Consider the following 19,362-nt stretch of genomic DNA (forward strand, 5'->3'; position numbering starts at 1 on the left):
CGAAGGAGAAACGGATGTTCGAGAGATTTACCGACCGCGCCCGGCGCGTGATCGTCCTCGCCCAAGAAGAGGCGAAGATGCTCAACCACAACTACATCGGGACCGAGCACATCCTCCTCGGCCTCATCCACGAGGGTGAAGGGGTCGCCGCCAAGGCGCTCGAATCCCTCGACATCTCGCTGCCTGCCGTTCGCGAGCAGGTCCAGGAGATCATCGGCCAGGGGCAGCAGCGTCCGACGGGGCACATCCCGTTCACGCCGCGCGCCAAGAAGGTGCTCGAGCTCTCGCTCCGCGAAGCCCTGCAGCTCGGCCACAACTACATCGGCACCGAGCACATCCTGCTCGGCCTGATCCGCGAGGGCGAGGGTGTCGCAGCCCAGGTGCTCGTGAAGCTCGGCGCCGACCTCAACCGCGTGCGCCAGCAGGTCATCCAGCTGCTGAGCGGCTTCCAGGGCAAAGAGCAGGTTGTTGCCGGCGCAGACCAGCCGCAGCAGGCAGCCCAGGGCTCCGCCGTGCTCGACCAGTTCGGCCGCAACCTCACGCAGGCCGCTCGCGAAGGCAAACTCGACCCCGTCATCGGGCGCGAGAAGCAGATCGAGCGCGTCATGCAGATCCTGTCGCGCCGCTCGAAGAACAACCCGGTCCTCATCGGCGAGCCCGGCGTCGGCAAGACCGCCGTCGTCGAAGGCCTCGCCCAGGCGATCGTCACCGGCCAGGTGCCCGAGACGCTCAAGGACAAGCAGCTCTACTCGCTCGACCTCGGCTCGCTCATCGCCGGCTCCCGCTACCGCGGTGACTTCGAAGAGCGCCTCAAGAAGGTCACCAAGGAGATCCGCACGCGCGGCGACATCATCGTCTTCATCGACGAGATCCACACCCTCGTGGGTGCGGGCGCCGCCGAGGGCGCGATCGACGCCGCGAGCATCCTGAAGCCGCTCCTCGCACGAGGTGAGCTCCAGACCATCGGTGCCACCACGATCGACGAGTACAAGAAGCACTTCGAGAAGGATGCGGCGCTCGAGCGACGCTTCCAGCCCATCCAGGTGGAAGAGCCGTCGATCGCGCACACGATCAACATCCTCAAGGGCCTCCGCGACAAGTACGAGGCGTTCCACAAGGTGTCCATCACCGACGACGCCATCGTCGCAGCGGCCACCCTCGCTGACCGCTACGTCTCCGACCGGTTCCTGCCGGACAAGGCGATCGACCTGCTCGACGAGGCCGGCGCACGCCTGCGCCTCTCGGTGCTGTCGTCGCCGCCTGAGCTGCGCGAACTCGACGAGAAGATCGCGATCGTCCGCGCCGACAAGGAGCAGGCGATCGAGCTGCAGGACTTCGAAGGCGCCGCGTCACTGCGCGACGACGAGAAGAACCTGCTCGGCGAGCGCCTCCGCCTCGAGAAGCAGTGGAAATCGGGCGACGTCAAGTCGACCGGCACCGTCGACGAGGGCCTGATCGCCGAGGTCCTCTCGCAGGCCACCGGCATCCCCGTCTTCAAGCTCACCGAGGAAGAGACCGCGCGCCTCGTCTTCATGGAAGATGCCCTGCACCAGCGCGTCATCGGCCAGAACGAAGCCATCGCCGCTCTGTCCAAGACCATCCGCCGCACGCGCGCCGGACTCAAGGACCCGAACCGCCCATCCGGCTCGTTCATCTTCGCCGGCCCCACGGGTGTCGGAAAGACAGAGCTCGCCAAGGCGCTCGCGGAGTTCCTCTTCGACGACGAGTCGGCGCTCATCTCGCTCGACATGTCGGAGTTCGGCGAGAAGCACACCGTCTCCCGGCTCTTCGGTGCCCCTCCAGGGTTCGTCGGCTTCGAAGAGGGTGGCCAGCTCACCGAGAAGGTGCGCCGCAAGCCGTTCTCCGTGGTCCTGTTCGACGAGATCGAGAAGGCTCACCCGGACATCTTCAACTCGCTCCTCCAGGTGCTTGAAGAGGGACGTCTCACCGACGGCCAGGGTCGCGTCGTGGACTTCAAGAACACGGTCATCATCATGACGACCAACCTCGGCACGAAGGGCATTTCCGGCGGTCCCGTCGGCTTCCAGCTCGAAGGCGACGCGTCGGTGTCGTACGAGAACATGAAGTCGAAGGTCAACGAAGAGCTCAAGAAGCACTTCAAGCCGGAGTTCCTGAACCGCGTCGACGACACGATCGTCTTCCCGCAGCTCTCCACCAACGAGCTGCTGCAGATCGTGGACCTCTTCATCGGTCGCCTCAGCGAGCGCATGCTCGACCGCGACATGACCGTCGAGATCACCGAGCTCGCCAAGCGCAAGCTCATCAAGGTCGGCTTCGACCCGACGCTCGGCGCCCGCCCGCTGCGTCGTGCCGTGCAGCACGAAGTGGAAGACCTCCTCTCCGAGAAGATCCTTCGCGGCGAGCTCAAGGCCGGCGACCACGTCGAGGTCGACTACCCGGACGGCGAGTTCGTGTTCAACGTCTCGAAGCGCCTCGTCCCCGAGACGGTCGCAGCCGGCGGAGTCACCTCCCAGGCTGAGGGCATCATCGCCGACGCAGGCGAGGGCGACGCGCCGACCGCGTAACCCGCACCCGTACGCGAGCCGAAGCCCCCGCATCCATTGGATGCGGGGGCTTCGTCGTGCCGGCGTTCCTCTGTTCCTGCCTGCTCGGCGAGCTGCCCCAAAGGGGTGTTGTCCGCGGCTCGGAGCGACCTTCCGTGGCAGCTCGCGGTGCCCCCATCGTGGCGCGTGACCGCTGGCTAGCGTGTGGCCTTCCGGAAGCCGTCCCAGATGTCCCAGACGCTGGTGGTGACGACCCCGAAGGCGACGAGGACCGAGACGATCGTCGTCACGGTCGCCGCGCTGTCTGCGCTCGGGATGACCGTGGCGAAGAAGTCCGGGTTCAAGAGCAGGCCGCGACCGAGCGCCGTGAGCAGCAGCGACATGAACAGGACAGCGAGCACCGCGTTCGCCCAGGCGAGAGGCAGCGTGACGCGTCCCGTCCGGTACAGGGCCACGCTGTAGACGGCCTCGAAGACGAACAACACGAGCAACCCCAGTGCCCACCACGGCCAGAGGTCCTGACCGAAGAACGACAGCCCCGGCTGCGTCGGCACGAATCCGACGAAGTGGTCCCACGCGATCGCACCAGTTCCGAGCACGAGGAACACCAGCGACGCCACGAGTTCGGACGCTCCGGCCCCCGTCTGGCGGATCTCTGGCAGGTCATCGACGCTCCACTTGCCGTCGCCCGTGGGGGTGTCAGTGCGATCGAGGATGAAGAACACGAGCGTCGTCCAGAAGGTGACGTGCATGATCACGCTGAGGATGATCACCACGACCTCCGCGATGATCTCCCCGATGCTGCTGCCGAGCAGCGTCTGCGCGATCGCGACCCCCAGCGCCGCGCACGCGGGGATGATCCACAGCAGGACCTTCAGCAGGCGCCACCACATGAGGTAGTAGCGCGGTCCGATCAGATACAGCTTCCGGTCGGTGTAGCTCGCTGCCAGCAGCTCCGGGTCACCGAGTTCCGTGAGGACGGCGATCTCGGCGGCGCTGGCGGTTTCACCGGCTTCGATGCGTCCATCCACAAGGTCCTGGATGGACGCTCGCAACTCGGCTTCGAGGTCGGCGCGCTGGTCGTCGGGGACGGTGCGCATCGAGGCGCTGACGTAGCGCTCGGTCAGGGTGTCGTTGATGGCGGTCATGTCAGGCCCCTTCTGGGAGATGCTCGATCGCCTCGGCGAGGGAGCGGAATTCTGCGGTCATCGCGGTCGCGAGCGCTGTACCTGCCGGGCTCGCGCGGTAGAACTTGCGAGGGCGGGCCTCGTCGGTGTTCCACTCGCTCGTGAGGTGTCCCTGCTTCTCGAGTCTGCGAAGAAGCGGGTAGAGGGTGTTCGCGTCGGTGTCGAAGCCACGGGATTGCAGCGCTTCGAGGAGGCCGTAGCCGTAGCCGGGCTCGGCGAGGAGGCGGAGGCAGGCGAGCACGACGGTGCCCCTGCGGAGCTCCTGCAGGTGGATGTCGTGGGTCTCGTCATCGCTCATGAATCACACCATAGTGTGTGACGCACACTGTCGTCAATGGCACGGTGTTGTGAGTTACGGGACCCGAAGTTCATGAGGGGCAGTGCGCCACGGCCGGTGGCACCGCGGGCTTACGCTGGAGGGCGTGCCTGCATCCCCCTCTTCCTCGCCGAACGGCAAGCCGAAGAAGGAGGCGACGCTCACGCAGGTGACCCTGCTGGCGCTCCTGCCGTCGTTCGTCTTCGCGATCGGCGAGGGCGCGATCATCCCCATCATCCCGACCGTCGCCGTCTCGCTCGGCACGGGGATCGAGTTCGCCGGCTTCATCGCGGGGTCGCTCATGATCGGTCAGATGATCGGCGACCTGCCTGCCGGTGCCGTCGTTCAGCGGCTGGGGGAGAAGCGCGCGATGCTCGCCGCGCTCGGAGTGAGCCTCATCGGCATCCTGCTGTGCGCGTTTGCCGTAGCGCCCTGGATGCTGCTTGTCGGGGTCGTGATCATCGGCATCTCGGCCGCCAACTTCAACCTCGCACGTCACGCGTTCCTCACGACCTACGTGCCGCTGCGCTACCGGGCGCGCGTGCTGTCGACGCTCGGCGGGGTCTTCCGGGCAGGGTTCTTCGTCGGCCCGTTCATCATCGCCGGCATCCTCGTGCTGTTCGATGCGCCCCAGTACGGGTTCTGGGTGTTCATCGTCTGCGGGGCCATCGCCGCCCTCATCCTGCTCTTCGCGCCCGACCCGGAGACGGTCGCACGGCCCTCGCACTCCGCGAAGGTGGTGCCGGACGCTGGCGCAGGAGCCGTCGGATCGCTGCCGCCGAAGCGCCTCGGTGTCTTCGCCACCATCCGGGCGAACGCGGGAGTGCTCGTGCGGCTCGGGACGGGGGCGGGCATCATGGCAGCGCTCCGTGCTGCTCGGAATGTGATGCTGCCGCTCTGGGCGCTCTCGATCGGCATGGATACCGCGGCCGCGGTGCTGGTCATCGGCGTGAGCGCGGGCGTCGACTTCGCGCTGTTCTTCGTGTCCGGCTGGGTGATGGATCGCTTTGGGCGGGTGTGGGGCGCGGTTCCGGCGCTGCTCGGCCTGGGCGCTGGCTTCCTCACCCTCGCGTTCACGCATGACCTCGCCGGTGACACCTCTCAGCTGTGGTTCACGGCGCTCGCGGTCTGGTTGGGCTTTGCGAACGGCATCGGCTCTGGCATCCTCATGACGCTTGGCGCCGATCTCGCGCCGAGGCAGGACCCAGCCCCGTTCCTCGGCGCGTGGCGGCTCATCACCGACTCGTCGGCTGCGTCGGTGCCGGTCATCGTCGCGGCGGCGACGGCCCTGGTATCCATCTCGTTCACGTCTGGGATGCTCGGCGTGCTCGGGTTCGTCGGAGCGGCGCTCATGGGCTGGCAGATCCCGAAGCACGTGCCGCGTCAGCGGCGCTAGTAGCTGGGCCCGCGTCAGCGGCGCTGACGGCTGAGCCCGCGTCAGCGGCGCCAAGCCCGCGTCGACACCCATGCCGAAGTCTCGGGATGGAAGAGTCGCTTCGTTTGGGGAACCTTCCTGCAACGAAGTGAGTTGTGCATCCCGAATGGGGAGGATGCGCGACGCGCTGACCTACCGCGGCAGGCGGTCGAGGTAGTCGAGGAGCACGCCTTCGCGCATGGCCCATGGGGACACGTCGAGCTGGCTGATGTCGAAGACGTGCATGACCTCGGACAGGACGACGCCGCCCGCGACGATCTGCAGCGCGCGGTCGGTCGTGATTCCGGGCAGTGCGGGCCTCGCCTCCGAGTGCAGTTTCGCGAGCCGCGGCACCCAGTCGTCGAGCTGCCACTTCTGCAGGGTCGTGCGCTGCCCGGCTCCGATGCCGTCGATAGACGACCCGGCGAGGCGGGCGAGGGAGCGGATGGTCTTCGACGAGCCGACGAACTGGTCTGGGCGGGCGCCTTCGAACGTCTCCGCTGCTTCTTTGATGAGCTTGCGCGCGTACTTGCGCAGCTCATCCACCTGGTCTTCGGTGGGCGGGTCGTTGTGGAGGAAGTTGACGGTGCTGCGTCCCGCGCCGAGCGGCACGGAGATGGCGTGTTCGGAGAGCTCGTCGTCGCCGACGGCCAGTTCAAGGGAGCCGCCGCCGATGTCGACGAGCATGATCCGACCGGCTGCCCAGCCGAACCAGCGGCGGACGGCGAGGAACGTCGTCCTGGCCTCCTCTTCGCCGGTCATGACCTGCAGGTCGATGCCGGTCTCCTTGTGGATGCGCTTCAGCAGTTCCGGGCCGTTCTTGGCTTCGCGGATGGCGCTGGTCGCGAGCGGCATGAAGTGGTCGAGCTTGCTCTTCTTGACGGCGTCGGCGGCCCGGTGCATGGCGTCCATGATCTTGGCGACGCCTTCGTCGGAGATCGAGCGGTCTGGTTGCAGGTACCGCATGAGGCGCAGGATGCTCTTCTGCGACGTCTCCGGCACGGGCTTCGCGCCGGGGTGGGCGTCGACCACGATGAGGTGGACGGTGTTGGATCCGACGTCGAGAACTCCAAGGCGCATGCCCTGGATGTTACCCGTGCTGTCGCGCCCGGCTTCCCGGCCAGGTGCTCGCGCGTAGGCTTGACGGATGCAGGAGATCACCATCAGGCGGGCCACCACGCACGACATCGTGGGTATCAGCGAGCTGATCCAGCCGCTCGTCGACCGCAATGTGCTGCTGCGGAAGGAGCTCGTCACGCTCTACGAGGCGGTGCAGGAGTTCCGGGTCGCTGTGGATGAGCGGGGCCGCTTGGTGGGGTGCGGGGCTCTGCACGTGCTGTGGCGCGACCTGGGAGAGGTGCGCACCATCGCGACCGCTGACTCCGTGCGCGGCACCGGCGTCGGGCACGTGATCCTGGATCGCCTGATGGCGGACGCGCGCCACCTCGGCCTCGAGCGCCTCTTCTGCCTGACCTTCGAGACGAGCTTCTTCGAACGGCACGGCTTCGTGGTGGTGGGTGAGCAGATCGTCGACGCGGAGACGTACGAGATGATGCGCCGGTCCCCTGATGAGGGTGTCGCCGAGTTCCTCGACCTCGCTCACGTCAAGCCGAACACGCTGGGCAATACGCGCATGCTGAAGGTGCTCTGAGCGCGTCACCGACCTCCGCAGTCGGCCGCTTCGCCACGGCGGCCGGTGCGCCTCACGGGCGTCGCAGGACCGGGTCCGTACCCTTGGCGAGTGAGTTCGACCCGCAGACCAAGCAAGGCCGTCTACCGCCGTCGGCGGCTGGCGCTCCTCATCCTCTGCGTGCTGGTGATCGGCCTGCTGATCTGGGGCGTCTCGAGTCTCGTCGGGGCCGGAGGAGACGAGCAGGGCGGCGCATCCGCATCCGTTTCCCCGTCCGCTGCCGCGAGCGAATCGGCGTCCGCCGAGACGGGTGAGTCACCCGCCGCCACACCGACCCCCACGCCCACACCGACGGGACCGGCCGAGTGCGCGGCGCCGGAGCTGGTCGTGTCTGCGGTGCTCGACGCCACCAGCTACGCGCCGGACGTCCAGCCGCAGCTCTCACTCTCGATCGCCAACACCGGCGCGGAGCCGTGCGTCATGAACGTCGGCACCGCCGTGCAGGTGTACACGATCTCGAGCGGCGCCGACGTCATCTGGGTCTCGTCGCACTGCCAGACCGACCCGGCTGACGAGATCGTCACGATCGGCGCGGGCCAGTCGATCACGGCCCCGCCCATCAGCTGGGTGCGCGAGCGCTCGTCGCTCGACACGTGCGGCACCGATCGGGCGGATGCGGTCGCCGGGGGCGCCTACTACCAGCTCGTCGTGAGCGTCAACGGCATCGCGTCGCAGCCCGCGACCTTCGTCCTGGACTGACCCGAGACCTGACGACGGGGTTTCGCGATAATCCCCTGAACGTTAACCTTGAAGACAGTGTGAGCTGAGACTATCGTCTCGTTCCGCACGATTCTGTCCCTCAGTCGATCGCCAGGAGACTCATGACGACGCCCACTCGCAAGCGTGCAACAGCTGCCGCCGCCGTTCTCGGCACGGCAGCTCTTGTTTCCGCATTCGCTGCCCCAGCGGGGGCCGCCGTGCTCTCCCCAAGCTTCATCGAGCCCACCGCGGGCGCGAAGCAGATCAACCTCGTCGGCTTCAACGACTTCCACGGTCGCTTCCTCGACGCCGACCTCTTCGCCGCCACCGTGCTGCAGGCGCAGCAGGGCTTCGGCGAGGAGAACAGCCTCGTCATCTCGAACGGCGACGCCGTCGGCGCGAGCCTCTTCGAGTCCTCCATCCAGCAGGACCAGCCCACGATCGACGTGCTCAACACGATGGGCGTGGATGCCTGGACGCAGGGCAACCACGAGTTCGACAAGGGCATCGACGACGCGACGGGTCGCCTCGCTTCGGCGACCGACGGCCCCGACCTGGCGGCGAACGTCACGCTCGCAGACGGCTCGCACCCGTTCGATACGCACGCCATCTTCGAGGTCAACGGCCTCAAGGTCGCCGTCATCGGCGCCGTCACCGAGGAGACCTCGGCCCTCGTCTCGCCAGCTGGGATCGCCGGCGTGACCTTCGGCGACCCCGTCGAAGCGGTCAACGAGGTCGCTGCCGAGCTGACCGCGAGCAACGCCGCCGACATCATCGTCGCCTCGTACCACGAGGGTGCTCCGCTCGACGACGCGCCGATCGCTGACAACGAGCAGTCGGACACCTTCCGTCACATCGTCGAGGACACGGCTCCTGAGGTCGACGCGATCTTCAACGCGCACACGCACCGCGAGTACGCCTACGACGCGCCGAACGGCGCATCCACCCGTCCCGTCATCCAGGCCGGCCAGTACGCGGAGAACATCGCGCAGGTCGTGCTCACGGTCGACGCGTCCGGCAACGTGACGAAGTCTGACAGCTCGGTCGTCCCGAGCTTCGACACGTTCGACGCAGAGGAAGAGGGCGCCACCAACCCGGCGCCCGCGAGCATCGCCTCCGACCCGCGCCTCGCGGAGATCCGCACGATCCGCGACGCCGCAGTCGCCGAGGCTGACGTGCTCGGTGCCGAGGTCATCGGCACGCAGACCGGCGACCTGTCGCGCGGCAAGGACTACGAGCCCGGCTCGCTGACGGTCGCTGAAGATGGCACCACCTCTGGCGGCGTCGTCACGACCGCTGACAACCGCGCCGAGGAGTCGTCGCTCGGCGGCATCATCTCGCAGTCGATGCTCGAGACGGTGGCAGCCACTGGACGCGACGTCGACGCGGCCATCATGAACCCGGGTGGCCTGCGCGCTGACCTGCTCGACAACGACGGCCAGATCACCTACAAGGAGGCCGCGACGGTCATCCCGTTCGCGAACAACCTCTCGGTCGTCTCCCTCAAGGGCGTCGACGTGAAGAACGTGCTCGAGGAGCAGTGGCAGCTGACCGCGAGCGGCGAAGTGCCCTCGCGCCCCTACCTGCAGCTCGGCCTGAGCGAGAACTTCACGTACATCTTCGACAGCTCGCGTCCCCGCATGGACCGCATCGTGGGCCTCTCCATCAACGACGAGCCCGTCCAGCCGGACGAGACCTACAACCTCGTCATGCCAACGTTCCTCGCGGCAGGCGGCGACAACTTCCACTCGCTGGCGAACAACGTCGGCGTGCAGGACACGGGCCTCATCGACCTCGACGCGTTCGTGACCTGGATCCGCGGCGAGACCTCGGCTTCCCCGGAGGGCGTCACGCCGGACACGAAGCGCAACGGCTTCGAGATCGTCGGCCTGCCCGAGAACAACACGTTCGTCGCCGGGGAGACCTACACGCTCTCCGTCGGCAAGTTCAACCTGACCTCGCTGGGGTTCACGCAGAACCTGTCGATCGTCGGCTGGATCGGTCAGATGGAGCTCGGCGCGCAGACGGTTGACCTCGCGACGCCGAACCAGGTCGAGTTCACCTTCACGGTTCCGGAGAACGGCATCGCGGAGACCTCGGAGTCGCGTCTCGCGTTCCTCGCCAGCCAGTCGGGTGCCAGCGTGTCCCTGCCGGTCATCGTCCCGCCGCTGGTCGAGCCGACCGCGACGCCGGAACCCACGGCCACGGCCGAGCCCACCGCCACGGCCGAGCCGACCGCGACTGCAACCGCAGCGCCGGTTCCGACCGCGACGACGCCTGCGGCAGACGGTGGCGATCTCGCCACGACCGGCTCAGACGAGACCGCGATGTTCGCCGCGATCGCCGGCGCGCTTGCGCTCCTCGTCGCCGGTGGAGCCGCGATGCTGCTTCGTCGCCGCGCAGGCAGCGACGCGTAGTCCTCGGACACAGCACTGAGTCGGCCTCCGGCTGACTCGCGAAAGGCCCGGAGCAACTGCTCCGGGCCTTTCGCGTGCATGCTCCAGGAGGGCCCAGCCGTTCCCACGCGCGCTCGCAGCCGCGCAGGATCGCGAGTGGGCGCCGCGGGTCGGCCTCGGTCAGTTGCCGAGCGCCGCGGTGAGGGCGCGGTCGATGCTCCCGATCGAAGGGTCGACGACGTGTGCGAGGCCCATGCGCTTGGCCTCAGCCGCGCGCAGGTTCGCTGATGCGACGCGGCGGATCTCGCCGGCGAGGCTGACCTCGCCGAAGACGACGGTGCCGTCGCGGACCGGACGGTTGCGGATGGAGGAGGCGATGGCGATCGCGATGGCGAGGTCGGCCGCCGGTTCCTGGAGCTTCACCCCGCCGACGGTGGAGACGTAGACGTCGTACTCGGAGAGCTTGTGCTTGGTGCGCCGCTCGAGCACGGCGAGCAGCATCGCGACGCGGCTCGTGTCGACGCCATTCGTGACCCGGCGTGGGTTGGGGGCGTTGGTCTTCTGCACGAGCGCCTGGATCTCGACCGGGAGCGCGCGCCGGCCCTCGAGCGCGACGGTCACGCACGTGCCGCTGACCGGCTCCGGGCGCTCGCTGAGGAACAGGCCGGACGGGTCTGGCACCTCGGTCATGCCCTCGCCGGTCATCTCGAAGCAGCCGACCTCATCGGTCGGGCCGAAGCGGTTCTTGATCGTGCGCACGAACCGCAGCGCCGTGTGGCGGTCGCCTTCGATGTGGGCGACGACGTCGACGAGGTGCTCGAGGAGGCGCGGGCCGGCGATGGTGCCGTCTTTCGTGACGTGGCCGACGATGATGACGGGCACGCCCCTGGTCTTGGCGACGCGGATGAGGGCGGATGCGACTTCGCGGACCTGGCTCGGCTGCCCCGCGAGCGAGTCGACGGTGTCGCTCGCGACGGTCTGCACGGAGTCGACGATGATGAGGCCGGGGTCGAGGCGCTCGATCTGTCCGAGCACGGTCGACAGGTCGGTCTCGCTCGCGAGGTACAGGGTGTCGTGCAGGGCGTTGGTGCGCTGGGCGCGCATCCGCACCTGGTTCACCGACTCCTCGGCGGACGCATACAGCACGGTGGTGCCCTTCGCAGCGACCCGGGAGGCGAGCTCGAGGAGGATCGTCGACTTGCCGACGCCGGGCTCGCCACTCAGCAGGATGGCGGCGCCGGGGACGAGGCCACCACCCAGGACTCGGTCGAACTCGCCGATTCCCGTCGGGAGGTGCGCGACGTTGTCGACGGGGGCCTCGGTGATGGGGCGTGCGGCACGCGACTCGCTGATCGTGGCGGCCTGGATGCGCCCGGCCGTCTGCGATTCGAAGCGGTCGACGAGCGTGCCCCAGGCCTGGCATTCCGGGCACTGCCCGAACCACTTCAGCGACGCGGCACCGCATTCGGTGCACTTGAACGCTGGCTGCTGCTTGGTCTTGGGAGGCATGCGTCAAGGCTAGGCGCGACCACCGACAACCGAGCCCAGCACGCGCTCACGGCGAAGAGTCCTTATCCTGGGGAGGCTCACCGCCGTACGCGCCCCTTGCGTGCACCCCCACGACGCGGGGAGCCACGTCTGGAGGATCGATGACGATGCGAACGCGCGCCCGCACGATGACCGCCCTGCTCGCGCTGGCGGCGATGACGGGACTCGCAGGATGCGCCCCCGGCCCGATCATCGAGGATGGGCCTGGCGAGGCGGGCACCCTGGAGGTGCAGAAGGTCAACCCGGCCGACTTCGCCGGCCAGAGCCTGAGCTACGTCTACTTCACCGACGGCCCGGACGAGGCCGCGACGCGCGAGCTCATCGCCTCCTTCGAGGAGGAGTACGACGTGACCGTGAACCTCGAGGTGCTGCCGTACTCCGACCTCGTCACGAGTGTCCAGGCCAGGCTCTCGGGCGGCAACGCACCGGACGTCGTGCGGCTCACGGGCCTCACCGACTTCCGGGCCGACCTACTCGACCTGCGCACCTACCTCGGCGAGGACTACGCCGAGGAGTTCGTCGACGGCCCCGTGAAGGGCGTGCTCGGGGAGTACGGGGAGATGCTCGCCGTGCCGTCGGATCTGACGCTCAACGGGCCGTTCATCAACGTCGACCTCTTCAACGAGGCCGGTGTGCCGCTGCCCGACTCCGAGGACCCCTGGACGTGGGACGAGATGATCGACGCGGCCACGAAGGTGCAGGAGGCGACCGACACGGAGTACGCCTTCGCGATCGACAAGTCCGGGCACCGCGTCAGCACGGTCCTCAGCCAGTACGGCACCGCGCTCGTCGGCGACGACGGCGCTGTCCTCGATGAGGCGAAGGCGGTGGAGGCGCTCCAGCCGCTCGTCGACATGATGGCGGATGGGCGCATGCCGCGCGACTTCTGGCTCGGCTCCGGCAGCCGCTACGAGGGCGCGAACGACATCTTCCTGGCGCAGCAGACGCCCGTGTACCTGTCCGGGAACTGGCAGGTGGGGTAGTTCGCCGACAACGCCGACTTCACGTGGGCGGCGGCGCCGAACCCGTGCGCCGACGAGTGCGGCGGCTTCCCCGGCGGGAAGTACATGGGCGCGCTCGCGGAGGGCCCGAACCCCGCGCTCGGCGCGTTCTTCGTGCAGTACATGAACACGACCAAGGCGCAGCAGAAGTTCATCGTCGCCGGAGGCTTCCTGCCCACGCGCGTCGACCTCACCGAGCGCGGCGTGCAGTACCCGGTGCGCCAGGAAGACATGGACGTGTTCTTCGCCGACCTCGCCCGCACCCCGGACCTCGGGTACGAGGCGAACAGCCAGCCGTCGTACACGGGTGCCTCGCTCGAGCTGGTCGACGAGCTCGCGCTTGTCGTCGCAGGGGAGAAGGACACGACCACGGCGGTCTCCGACTTGAAGGCGAAGTCCGAGCAGCTCGTCGAGGAGCTGCAGCCGTGACCGCCGACCTCCGCACCACGACCGACGCACAGCGCGTCGTGCAGCCACCCGGTCCGGATGGGCCCGGGAAGCGGAAGCCCGGGTCGAAGAAGCCGTGGCAGCTGCGCCTCGCGCCGTATCTCTTCCTCCTCCCCAACATGGCGATCTTCGGCGTCTTCACGATCTGGCCGGCGATCAACGGGTTCAACAACTCCCTGTACTCCTCGTCGAACGGACGCACGTTCCGGCGGGAGGGGCTCGGCAACTACACGCGCATCCTCACCGACCCGGAATTCTGGGGCGTGGTGGCGCAGACCGCGGTCTACGCGGTCGCGTACGTCGCCCTCTCCGTGGTCCTGGGCATCCTGCTCGCCGTGCTCGTCGAACAGCAGCTCCGCGGGCGCGCGTTCTTCCGGGCCGTGTTCTTCATCCCGGTGCTCGTGTCTCCGGTCGTGGCAGGCCTCGTCTGGAACTGGATGCTCGAACGCGAAGGCGGGCTCGTGAACTCGGGGCTCGGGATGCTCGGCATTCCAGCCGTGCCGTGGCTCGTCGAGGGGCCGTGGGCGATGGTCGCCATCGTCGGTGTCGGCGTCTGGCTGCAGGCCGGCTTCTACATGCTCATCCTCATGGCCGGGCTGCAGAGCATCGACCCCACCCTGAACGAGGCGGCCTCCATCGACGGGGCATCGCGGTGGCAGCAGTTCTGGGGCATCACCCTGCCCCTGCTGCAGCCGAGCGTGCTCGTCGTGGTGGTGCTCGCCACCATCCACGGCTTCCAGGCGTTCGACTACATCTTCACGCTCACGGGCGGCGGCCCGATCGGGGCGACCACCTTGATCGTGCAGTACATCTACGAGAACGCCTTCGTGTCGCCCATCCGCTACGGGCTCGCCGCTGCCGGCAGCGTGCTGCTGTTCCTCGTCGTGTTCTCGATCACGCTCGTCAACTACTTCATCGGCCGAAAGCGAGACGCGGTATGACCACGGACACGGCCCTCCTGAACTCGGTCGGCACCCAGAAGCCGGGCAAGCCGACGTGGACGACGACGAGCTCCAAGCGCGTCACCTCCACGGACGCGCTGCGCGTCGTGATCCTCATCACGTTCGCGCTGCTCGCCCTCATCCCCATCGTCTGGCTGCTGCTAGGGTCCTTCAAGACGCAGCCGGAACTGGCCGCAGGAGCGGGCACGCTCTTCCCGTCGTCCTGGTCGTTCACGAACTACACGGAGGCGCTCACCCGCTTCAGCTTCGGCAGCTACCTGCTGAACAGCGTCGTCGTCACGATCGCCGCGACGGTGCTGACGCTCGCCGTGAACTCCATGGCCGCGTACGGCCTCGCGAAGTACAACTTCCGCGGCAAGACGTTCCTGTTCATCGTGACCCTCGCGACGATCATGATCCCGCTGCAGGTCATCCTTATCCCCGTCTACCAGGTCGTCGCGTCCCTTGGCCTCGTGAACTCGCTGTGGGGCCTCATCATCCCGGCGGCCGCGACCCCGACGGGCGTGTTCATCCTGCGCCAGTACATGCTGTCCATTCCGGACGAGCTCATCGAGGCCGCCCGCATCGACGGCGCGGGCGAGTTCCGCATCTTCGCGTCCATCGTGCTCCCCATCTGCCGGCCGGCGCTCGCGGTGGTCGCGATCTTGTCCGTCATGTGGCGGTGGAACGACTTCCTGTGGCCGCTGATCGTCGCGCAGAGCGAGTCGGTGTACACGCTGCCCGTGGCGCTCGCCCGGTTCAACGCGGAGGAGACGGTGCCGTTCAACCTGATCCTCGCGATGAGCGTCGTCAGCATCCTGCCCATCGTGGTGCTGTTCCTCTTCTTCCAGCGACAGGTGACGACGGGCATCGCCAACACGGGTCTGAAGTAGCGCGCGAGGCGCGGTTCGGGCAGGATCAAGGCGTGTCAGCGCGTCGCGTGGTGTACGCCGTGAACCCGTCGGCGGGGCGAGGCGTGCCCGCCGAGCTCGGCCGCAGGCTGGCCGGGGGAGTGGGCGGTGGCCAGCTGCCCGACCTCGAGGTGGTGCTGGTGACCGCAGGCTCCATGCCGGAGCTCCGGAGTCGCGTCGCCGCCGAGCTCGCGCATCCGGGCGGCGTGGATGCGCTGGTCGTGATGGGCGGCGACGGCATGGTCTCCCTGGGGGCGGGTCTCGTCGCGGGCACCGGAGTTCCGCTCGGGATTGTGCCAGCAGGTACCGGCAACGACTTCGCGCGCAGTGCCGGGATCAGGCGGGATGCGCCCGCCGTCGGGATCGAGCGGATGCTGACAGCCCTGCGCACCGGTGACGCTGGCGTTCGCGAGGTCGACGTGGTGCGCCTTGCTCTCGACGGTGTCGAGCACGTTGCCCTCAACTCGGTGAACATCGGCTTCGACGCGGTGGTGAACCGTCGCGCGAACGAGCTCCGACGGCTGCCGGGGACGGCTCGCTACATCGCTGCCCTGCTGGATTCGGTGCGGAGCTTCTCGCCCCTCGAATTCGGCGTGACGGTCGATGGTGGTCCCACGCGCGCCGTCGCTGCCGAGCTGCTCGCGATCTTGAACGGGTCCTCGATCGGCGGCGGCATCAGGGTCGCGCCCCGCGCGGTCATCGACGACGGCGCCCTCGACCTCTTCGTCGTCGGACGGCTCTCGAAGCTCGGGCTGCTCACCCTGTTTCCCCTCGCCATGGTGGGCCTGCACACGCGGCTGCCCGCCGTCTCCTTCGAGCGGATGCGGTGCATCCGCGTGCAGGTGCCGGCTGGCGTGCTCGTGTACGCCGACGGGGAGGAGCTGCGCGGGCCGGGCCGGGACGCGTGCACGCTCGACGTGCGGGTGGACCCGGGCGCGCTGCGCCTCGTCCAGCCCCAGGCGTCCGCCTGACGCGCCGTCGCCCGCGCTCGATTTGCATTCGACCCCATGGGTCGTACTAAGATTCCCCACGGTGACGTGTCCGAGCGGCCGAAGGTGCAACACTCGAAATGTTGTGTAGGGGCGACTCTACCGTGGGTTCAAATCCCACCGTCACCGCCACTCGAAAGGCCCCGACTTCCCTGCAATCGCAAGGGAGTCGGGGCCTTTCTGCTGCCGTCATCGCGACCGCTCTGCCTCGCGCTCATTGGAAGCCGGCGATGCCGGAGCGACCCGCCCGCGGATGAAGATGATCGCCACCAGGCCGAAGAGGATCACCGCGATGTTGCCGAACCCGGCGAACGCCGTCAGCGGCCCGGTGCCAGGGTGCGCGGTGAGCAGGAAGATGCTCGGGTCGGTGGTCGCGTGCAGGAGGATCGGCCAGATCAGGTTGCCCGTTACGCGGAGCGCGAGGTACATGCAGATGCCGAACGCGAACGTGTAGAGCACCTGGATCGCTGTCGTGAGGAGGTTCTGTCCATTGAGCAGATTGCCCGAGTGCATCGCCGCGAAGAGTGCTGCCGAGACGGTCGCCGTCGCGATCTCCGAGTGGCCGGCCTTCCGCATGAGGTTCACGACGTAGCCGCGGGTCAGCACCTCCTCGGCGAAGCCGATGCACAGCCCCGCGACCAGCCAGGCAGCGACCAGGTCGAGCCCGGCCGAGTCGTAGTCGAGCGCCGCGAACCGGAGCACGTTGAAGAGCAGCACCACCGCGACGGCGATCCACATCCACCCCCTGCCCCGGATGGGCTGCGGCGCGAACAGCTCGCGCAGCCAGCCGAGCGAGAGCGCGAAGGCCACGAGGAGGACGCCACCCAGTCCGATCGGCAGGATGTAGTCGAAGAGCAGCGCTGCGGAGGAACCGGGCTCGGGGTCGCCTCGGAGCGGCAGGAACAGCAACCCGCCCAGCTGGTAGAGCACGTAGTAGGCGACGACGAGCACGACGGCCTTCCACCACCCGCCCCGCTCCCAGAAAGCTCTCCAGCGGGACACTGCGGTTGTGTGTGCGAGGTCGTCGGTTCGGCCGCTCATCGGCGCACTCCAAGGGGTTCGGGGGAGGGCCGCCTCGGGGGATCGCTCGGCCTGAGCACAGAGCCTACTGAGCACGGAAGGTACGCAGGAGAGCGAACCTCACCAGCCGTGCGTGTTCATCCACTCGCGACGCTGGTCGGCTTCGTCTCTGCTGGCGTCTCCGCGCCAGGAGTCGTGCTCGGCGAGCTCGCCACCCTCAAGAGTCACGAACGCGAAGCAGACCGGGCAGATCGCCCTGCCGTGCGGGAAGCCGTTGGCCAGTGCTTGCGCGGCGGTCGCGGTCGCTCCGCTGCCAGCGCACCGGGGCGGGTCGGCGTTCACGTCGCTCCACAGGATGCTCGAGCCGGTTCGGTTGTGCAGGCCCGCGTGCCCGGCCCGTCTCGTGCAGATCTCGCCGTCGCGGCGGCTGAGGCACAGCATCCGACCAGCACCGGGCAGCTGCGCGATCGGACGGTTGCTCATCGCTCTCCGGTCGAAGGCTCGTGAACGGGGGCGTGAATGGCACGGTCGCGCATGCGCTCAGACTAAGCACTGCGTCCCTCGAAGGCAGGCGGAAACATGCAGTTCATCCGAGACTCGCTATCCTTCAGATGCGAGCGCTCCCAGCTCGACGTATTTCGTCCTCTGGCCAGCTTGGAGCCTCTGTGTCCGACAAGAACAACGCCCCCACCCGTCGCAGCATCATTCGAGCCGGTGCATGGAGTGTGCCTGTGCTCGCCGGAGTCGCGGCCGCGCCAGCGTTCGCGGCGAGCAACAGTCCGCAGGCGTGCGGCGCGGACGACGTGATGTCGAGCATCGGCAACGCAGCGCGTGCTACCAACGCGAACGCGACGCCGCTGACCTACTCGTTCACTCAGGTCGCCGATGCTGACCCGGAGACCCTCATCGTGCGTGACTCAACCGGGGACTCGCTCCTCTTCAACCCGGACGTCTCATATACCTGGCCCTACGTCTTCGCGAACGGCGCGCAAGTGACCTACACGCCGATAAGCGCGCTGAGCGGCACGTACTCGTTCACGCTACCCGCGGGCGCGTACCTCGACTTCCAGGCGGATGGGCGCGAGCCGACCGGCTGCACGACATCGGCCGTGCTCACCGTCACCACCGTCGACTGTGTGCTCACGTACAACTATCGGCAGTGCATTCCGTTCTGATCCGGATGCCGCAATCGATGAACGCGCATTCGCCCTGAAGGAGGCGCACCAGCTGATCTGCGCGCTCTCGCACACCCCCGGTATGCTCTGTCTGCTGCGTTCCGCGCGGCGACAGAACACCTAGGAGAACACCGTGCCCGTTGGCCTGCTCGCCGTCGTCGACGACATCCTCACCGCCGCGCTCAAGGCCTCAGCCAAATCGGCGGGCGTCGTCATCGACGACGCAGCCGTCACCCCGCAGTACGTGCAGGGCATCACGCCCGCCCGCGAGCTGCCGGTCGTGTGGAACATCGCCAAGGGCAGTCTCTTCAACAAGTTCGTGATCATCATCCCGATCGCGCTCCTGCTGACGGCGTTCGCGCCGTGGGTGCTGCCGTTCCTGCTCATCATCGGCGGCGTGTACCTGTGCTTCGAGGGCGCGGAAAAGGTCACCGAGTGGTTCGGGCACCACCATGCGCTCGACGAGGACCATCCGCGCGACGAGAAGAAGCTCATCTCGGGCGCGGTGCGCACCGACCTCATCCTGTCCACCGAGATCATGCTCATCTCGCTGTCGAACCTCGACCCCGACCTCGGGTTCTGGATGCGTCTCGCCGCGCTCGTCGTCATCGCCCTCGCCATGACCGCCCTCGTGTACGGCGCCGTCGCGCTCCTCGTCAAGATCGACGACATCGGACTGCACATGGCGACGCGCAGCGACCGCCGCACGCGCCACCTCGGCGTCCGCATCGTCCGCTCCATGCCCGCCGTGTTCCGCTTCATCAGCATCGTCGGCACCGTCGCCATGCTGTGGGTCGGCGGTCACCTCGTCATCATCAACGTCGGCGAGGTCGGCTTCCACGCGCCGGCGGACCTGCTGCACGAGATCGAGCACGCGCTCATGAACACCGGCCCCGTCGTCGTGTGGCTCGTCGACACGCTCATCTCCGCGATCGTCGGACTCATCGTCGGCCTCGTGGTCGTCGGCGTCGTGCTCCTCGTCGGGCGCATCCTGCCGAAGAAGCCCAAGGCCGTGACCGCAGCCGGCACCCCGACGAACGCTGGCGACGCGCGCAACCCAAGCGCCCACTAGCCTCCTCGAGCCAGCAGCGGTCGCGTTCGGC

18 protein-coding genes and 1 tRNA gene are annotated in these 19,362 nt (G+C 67.9%); 13 read left to right on the top strand and 6 right to left on the bottom strand.

Features of this window, described 5'->3' with window-relative positions:
- Positions 1 to 14: 14 nt before the first annotated feature.
- Positions 15 to 2,546, top strand: a complete 2,532-nt coding sequence (locus HDC34_RS05435) for an ATP-dependent Clp protease ATP-binding subunit (protein WP_104311019.1) — start codon at positions 15 to 17, stop codon at positions 2,544 to 2,546.
- 176 nt (positions 2,547 to 2,722) lie between these two features.
- Here the strand turns inward: HDC34_RS05435 and HDC34_RS05440 are convergent, their stop codons facing one another.
- Both HDC34_RS05440 and HDC34_RS05445 read right to left on the bottom strand, forming a co-directional pair.
- Positions 2,723 to 3,673, bottom strand: a complete 951-nt coding sequence (locus HDC34_RS05440; protein ID WP_179556169.1) for a permease prefix domain 1-containing protein — start codon at positions 3,671 to 3,673, stop codon at positions 2,723 to 2,725.
- Position 3,674: 1 nt separating this feature from the next.
- The gene (locus tag HDC34_RS05445; RefSeq protein ID WP_104311021.1) at positions 3,675 to 4,010 is read right to left on the bottom strand and encodes a PadR family transcriptional regulator; all 336 of its coding nucleotides are present in this window, start codon (positions 4,008 to 4,010) and stop codon (positions 3,675 to 3,677) included.
- A gap of 124 nt (positions 4,011 to 4,134) precedes the next feature.
- Between HDC34_RS05445 and HDC34_RS05450 the strand changes: the two genes are divergently transcribed.
- Positions 4,135 to 5,424, top strand: a complete 1,290-nt coding sequence (locus HDC34_RS05450) for an MFS transporter (RefSeq protein WP_179556170.1) — start codon at positions 4,135 to 4,137, stop codon at positions 5,422 to 5,424.
- A gap of 171 nt (positions 5,425 to 5,595) precedes the next feature.
- Here the strand turns inward: HDC34_RS05450 and HDC34_RS05455 are convergent, their stop codons facing one another.
- Positions 5,596 to 6,522 carry a Ppx/GppA phosphatase family protein gene (locus HDC34_RS05455; protein ID WP_104311023.1) on the bottom strand — a complete coding sequence of 309 codons (927 nt, stop codon included), beginning with the start codon at positions 6,520 to 6,522 and terminating at the stop codon, positions 5,596 to 5,598.
- A 67-nt stretch (positions 6,523 to 6,589) separates the two neighbouring features.
- Between HDC34_RS05455 and HDC34_RS05460 the strand changes: the two genes are divergently transcribed.
- The 3 genes from HDC34_RS05460 (at position 6,590) to HDC34_RS05470 (ending at position 10,248) form a co-directional block, all read left to right on the top strand.
- The gene (locus HDC34_RS05460; RefSeq protein WP_104311024.1) at positions 6,590 to 7,093 is read left to right on the top strand and encodes an amino-acid N-acetyltransferase; all 504 of its coding nucleotides are present in this window, start codon (positions 6,590 to 6,592) and stop codon (positions 7,091 to 7,093) included.
- 90 nt (positions 7,094 to 7,183) lie between these two features.
- Positions 7,184 to 7,831: a hypothetical protein gene (locus HDC34_RS05465; RefSeq protein ID WP_104311025.1), complete on the top strand. Its 648-nt coding sequence runs from the start codon at positions 7,184 to 7,186 to the stop codon at positions 7,829 to 7,831.
- A gap of 122 nt (positions 7,832 to 7,953) precedes the next feature.
- Positions 7,954 to 10,248, top strand: coding sequence for a bifunctional UDP-sugar hydrolase/5'-nucleotidase (locus tag HDC34_RS05470; protein WP_179556171.1), 2,295 nt, complete (start codon positions 7,954 to 7,956; stop codon positions 10,246 to 10,248).
- A gap of 159 nt (positions 10,249 to 10,407) precedes the next feature.
- Here HDC34_RS05470 and radA read toward each other — a convergent pair whose 3' ends face one another.
- Complete coding sequence (radA, locus tag HDC34_RS05475; protein WP_179556172.1) at positions 10,408 to 11,736, bottom strand: DNA repair protein RadA; 1,329 nt, start codon at positions 11,734 to 11,736, stop codon at positions 10,408 to 10,410.
- A 140-nt stretch (positions 11,737 to 11,876) separates the two neighbouring features.
- Between radA and HDC34_RS05480 the strand changes: the two genes are divergently transcribed.
- The 6 genes from HDC34_RS05480 to HDC34_RS05505 all read left to right on the top strand — a co-directional run bounded on the left by HDC34_RS05480 (position 11,877) and on the right by HDC34_RS05505 (position 16,196).
- Positions 11,877 to 12,758 (top strand): ABC transporter substrate-binding protein, encoded by an 882-nt coding sequence (locus HDC34_RS05480; RefSeq protein WP_179556173.1) that lies wholly within the window; start codon positions 11,877 to 11,879, stop codon positions 12,756 to 12,758.
- A gap of 84 nt (positions 12,759 to 12,842) precedes the next feature.
- Complete coding sequence (locus tag HDC34_RS05485) at positions 12,843 to 13,205, top strand: hypothetical protein (RefSeq protein ID WP_179556174.1); 363 nt, start codon at positions 12,843 to 12,845, stop codon at positions 13,203 to 13,205.
- Complete coding sequence (locus HDC34_RS05490) at positions 13,202 to 14,164, top strand: sugar ABC transporter permease (protein ID WP_308807273.1); 963 nt, start codon at positions 13,202 to 13,204, stop codon at positions 14,162 to 14,164. The genes HDC34_RS05485 and HDC34_RS05490 overlap by 4 nt, the downstream gene beginning before the upstream one ends.
- Positions 14,161 to 15,057, top strand: a complete 897-nt coding sequence (locus HDC34_RS05495; RefSeq protein ID WP_179556175.1) for a carbohydrate ABC transporter permease — start codon at positions 14,161 to 14,163, stop codon at positions 15,055 to 15,057. Before HDC34_RS05490 ends, HDC34_RS05495 begins: the two co-directional genes overlap by 4 nt.
- A gap of 32 nt (positions 15,058 to 15,089) precedes the next feature.
- Complete coding sequence (locus HDC34_RS18170; protein ID WP_179556176.1) at positions 15,090 to 16,046, top strand: diacylglycerol kinase family protein; 957 nt, start codon at positions 15,090 to 15,092, stop codon at positions 16,044 to 16,046.
- Positions 16,047 to 16,106: 60 nt separating this feature from the next.
- A tRNA-Ser gene (locus HDC34_RS05505) sits at positions 16,107 to 16,196 on the top strand.
- 57 nt (positions 16,197 to 16,253) lie between these two features.
- Here the strand turns inward: HDC34_RS05505 and HDC34_RS05510 are convergent.
- Positions 16,254 to 17,105 (bottom strand): CPBP family intramembrane glutamic endopeptidase, encoded by an 852-nt coding sequence (locus tag HDC34_RS05510; RefSeq protein WP_179556177.1) that lies wholly within the window; start codon positions 17,103 to 17,105, stop codon positions 16,254 to 16,256.
- A 99-nt stretch (positions 17,106 to 17,204) separates the two neighbouring features.
- On the bottom strand, positions 17,205 to 17,567 hold the full coding sequence (locus tag HDC34_RS17710; protein ID WP_257023080.1) for a hypothetical protein: 363 nt from the start codon (positions 17,565 to 17,567) through the stop codon (positions 17,205 to 17,207).
- Positions 17,568 to 17,749: 182 nt separating this feature from the next.
- On the opposite strand from HDC34_RS17710, the gene HDC34_RS05520 reads away from it, so the two are divergent.
- Both HDC34_RS05520 and HDC34_RS05525 read left to right on the top strand, forming a co-directional pair.
- A complete protein-coding gene (locus HDC34_RS05520) occupies positions 17,750 to 18,259 on the top strand; it encodes a hypothetical protein (protein WP_179556178.1) in 510 nt (169 codons plus the stop codon).
- A gap of 133 nt (positions 18,260 to 18,392) precedes the next feature.
- Complete coding sequence (locus HDC34_RS05525; protein WP_179556179.1) at positions 18,393 to 19,331, top strand: DUF808 domain-containing protein; 939 nt, start codon at positions 18,393 to 18,395, stop codon at positions 19,329 to 19,331.
- Positions 19,332 to 19,362: the final 31 nt, after the last annotated feature.

This window comes from Pseudoclavibacter sp. JAI123 (assembly GCF_013409665.1).
In the GTDB taxonomy this organism is placed as follows: Bacteria; Actinomycetota; Actinomycetes; order Actinomycetales; family Microbacteriaceae; genus Pseudoclavibacter.

Excerpts from the sequence above, each read along its gene's own strand:
- HDC34_RS05435 (WP_104311019.1), top strand. The coding sequence starts at position 15 with ATGTTCGAGAGATTTACCGACCGCGCCCGGCGCGTGATCGTCCTCGCC.
- HDC34_RS05440 (WP_179556169.1), bottom strand. The coding sequence starts at position 3,673 with ATGACCGCCATCAACGACACCCTGACCGAGCGCTACGTCAGCGCCTCG.
- HDC34_RS05445 (WP_104311021.1), bottom strand. The coding sequence starts at position 4,010 with ATGAGCGATGACGAGACCCACGACATCCACCTGCAGGAGCTCCGCAGG.
- HDC34_RS05455 (WP_104311023.1), bottom strand. The coding sequence starts at position 6,522 with ATGCGCCTTGGAGTTCTCGACGTCGGATCCAACACCGTCCACCTCATC.
- HDC34_RS05460 (WP_104311024.1), top strand. The coding sequence starts at position 6,590 with ATGCAGGAGATCACCATCAGGCGGGCCACCACGCACGACATCGTGGGT.
- HDC34_RS05470 (WP_179556171.1), top strand. The coding sequence starts at position 7,954 with ATGACGACGCCCACTCGCAAGCGTGCAACAGCTGCCGCCGCCGTTCTC.
- radA (WP_179556172.1), bottom strand. The coding sequence starts at position 11,736 with ATGCCTCCCAAGACCAAGCAGCAGCCAGCGTTCAAGTGCACCGAATGC.
- HDC34_RS05480 (WP_179556173.1), top strand. The coding sequence starts at position 11,877 with ATGACGATGCGAACGCGCGCCCGCACGATGACCGCCCTGCTCGCGCTG.
- HDC34_RS05485 (WP_179556174.1), top strand. The coding sequence starts at position 12,843 with ATGGGCGCGCTCGCGGAGGGCCCGAACCCCGCGCTCGGCGCGTTCTTC.
- HDC34_RS05495 (WP_179556175.1), top strand. The coding sequence starts at position 14,161 with ATGACCACGGACACGGCCCTCCTGAACTCGGTCGGCACCCAGAAGCCG.
- HDC34_RS05510 (WP_179556177.1), bottom strand. The coding sequence starts at position 17,105 with ATGAGCGGCCGAACCGACGACCTCGCACACACAACCGCAGTGTCCCGC.
- HDC34_RS17710 (WP_257023080.1), bottom strand. The coding sequence starts at position 17,567 with ATGAGCAACCGTCCGATCGCGCAGCTGCCCGGTGCTGGTCGGATGCTG.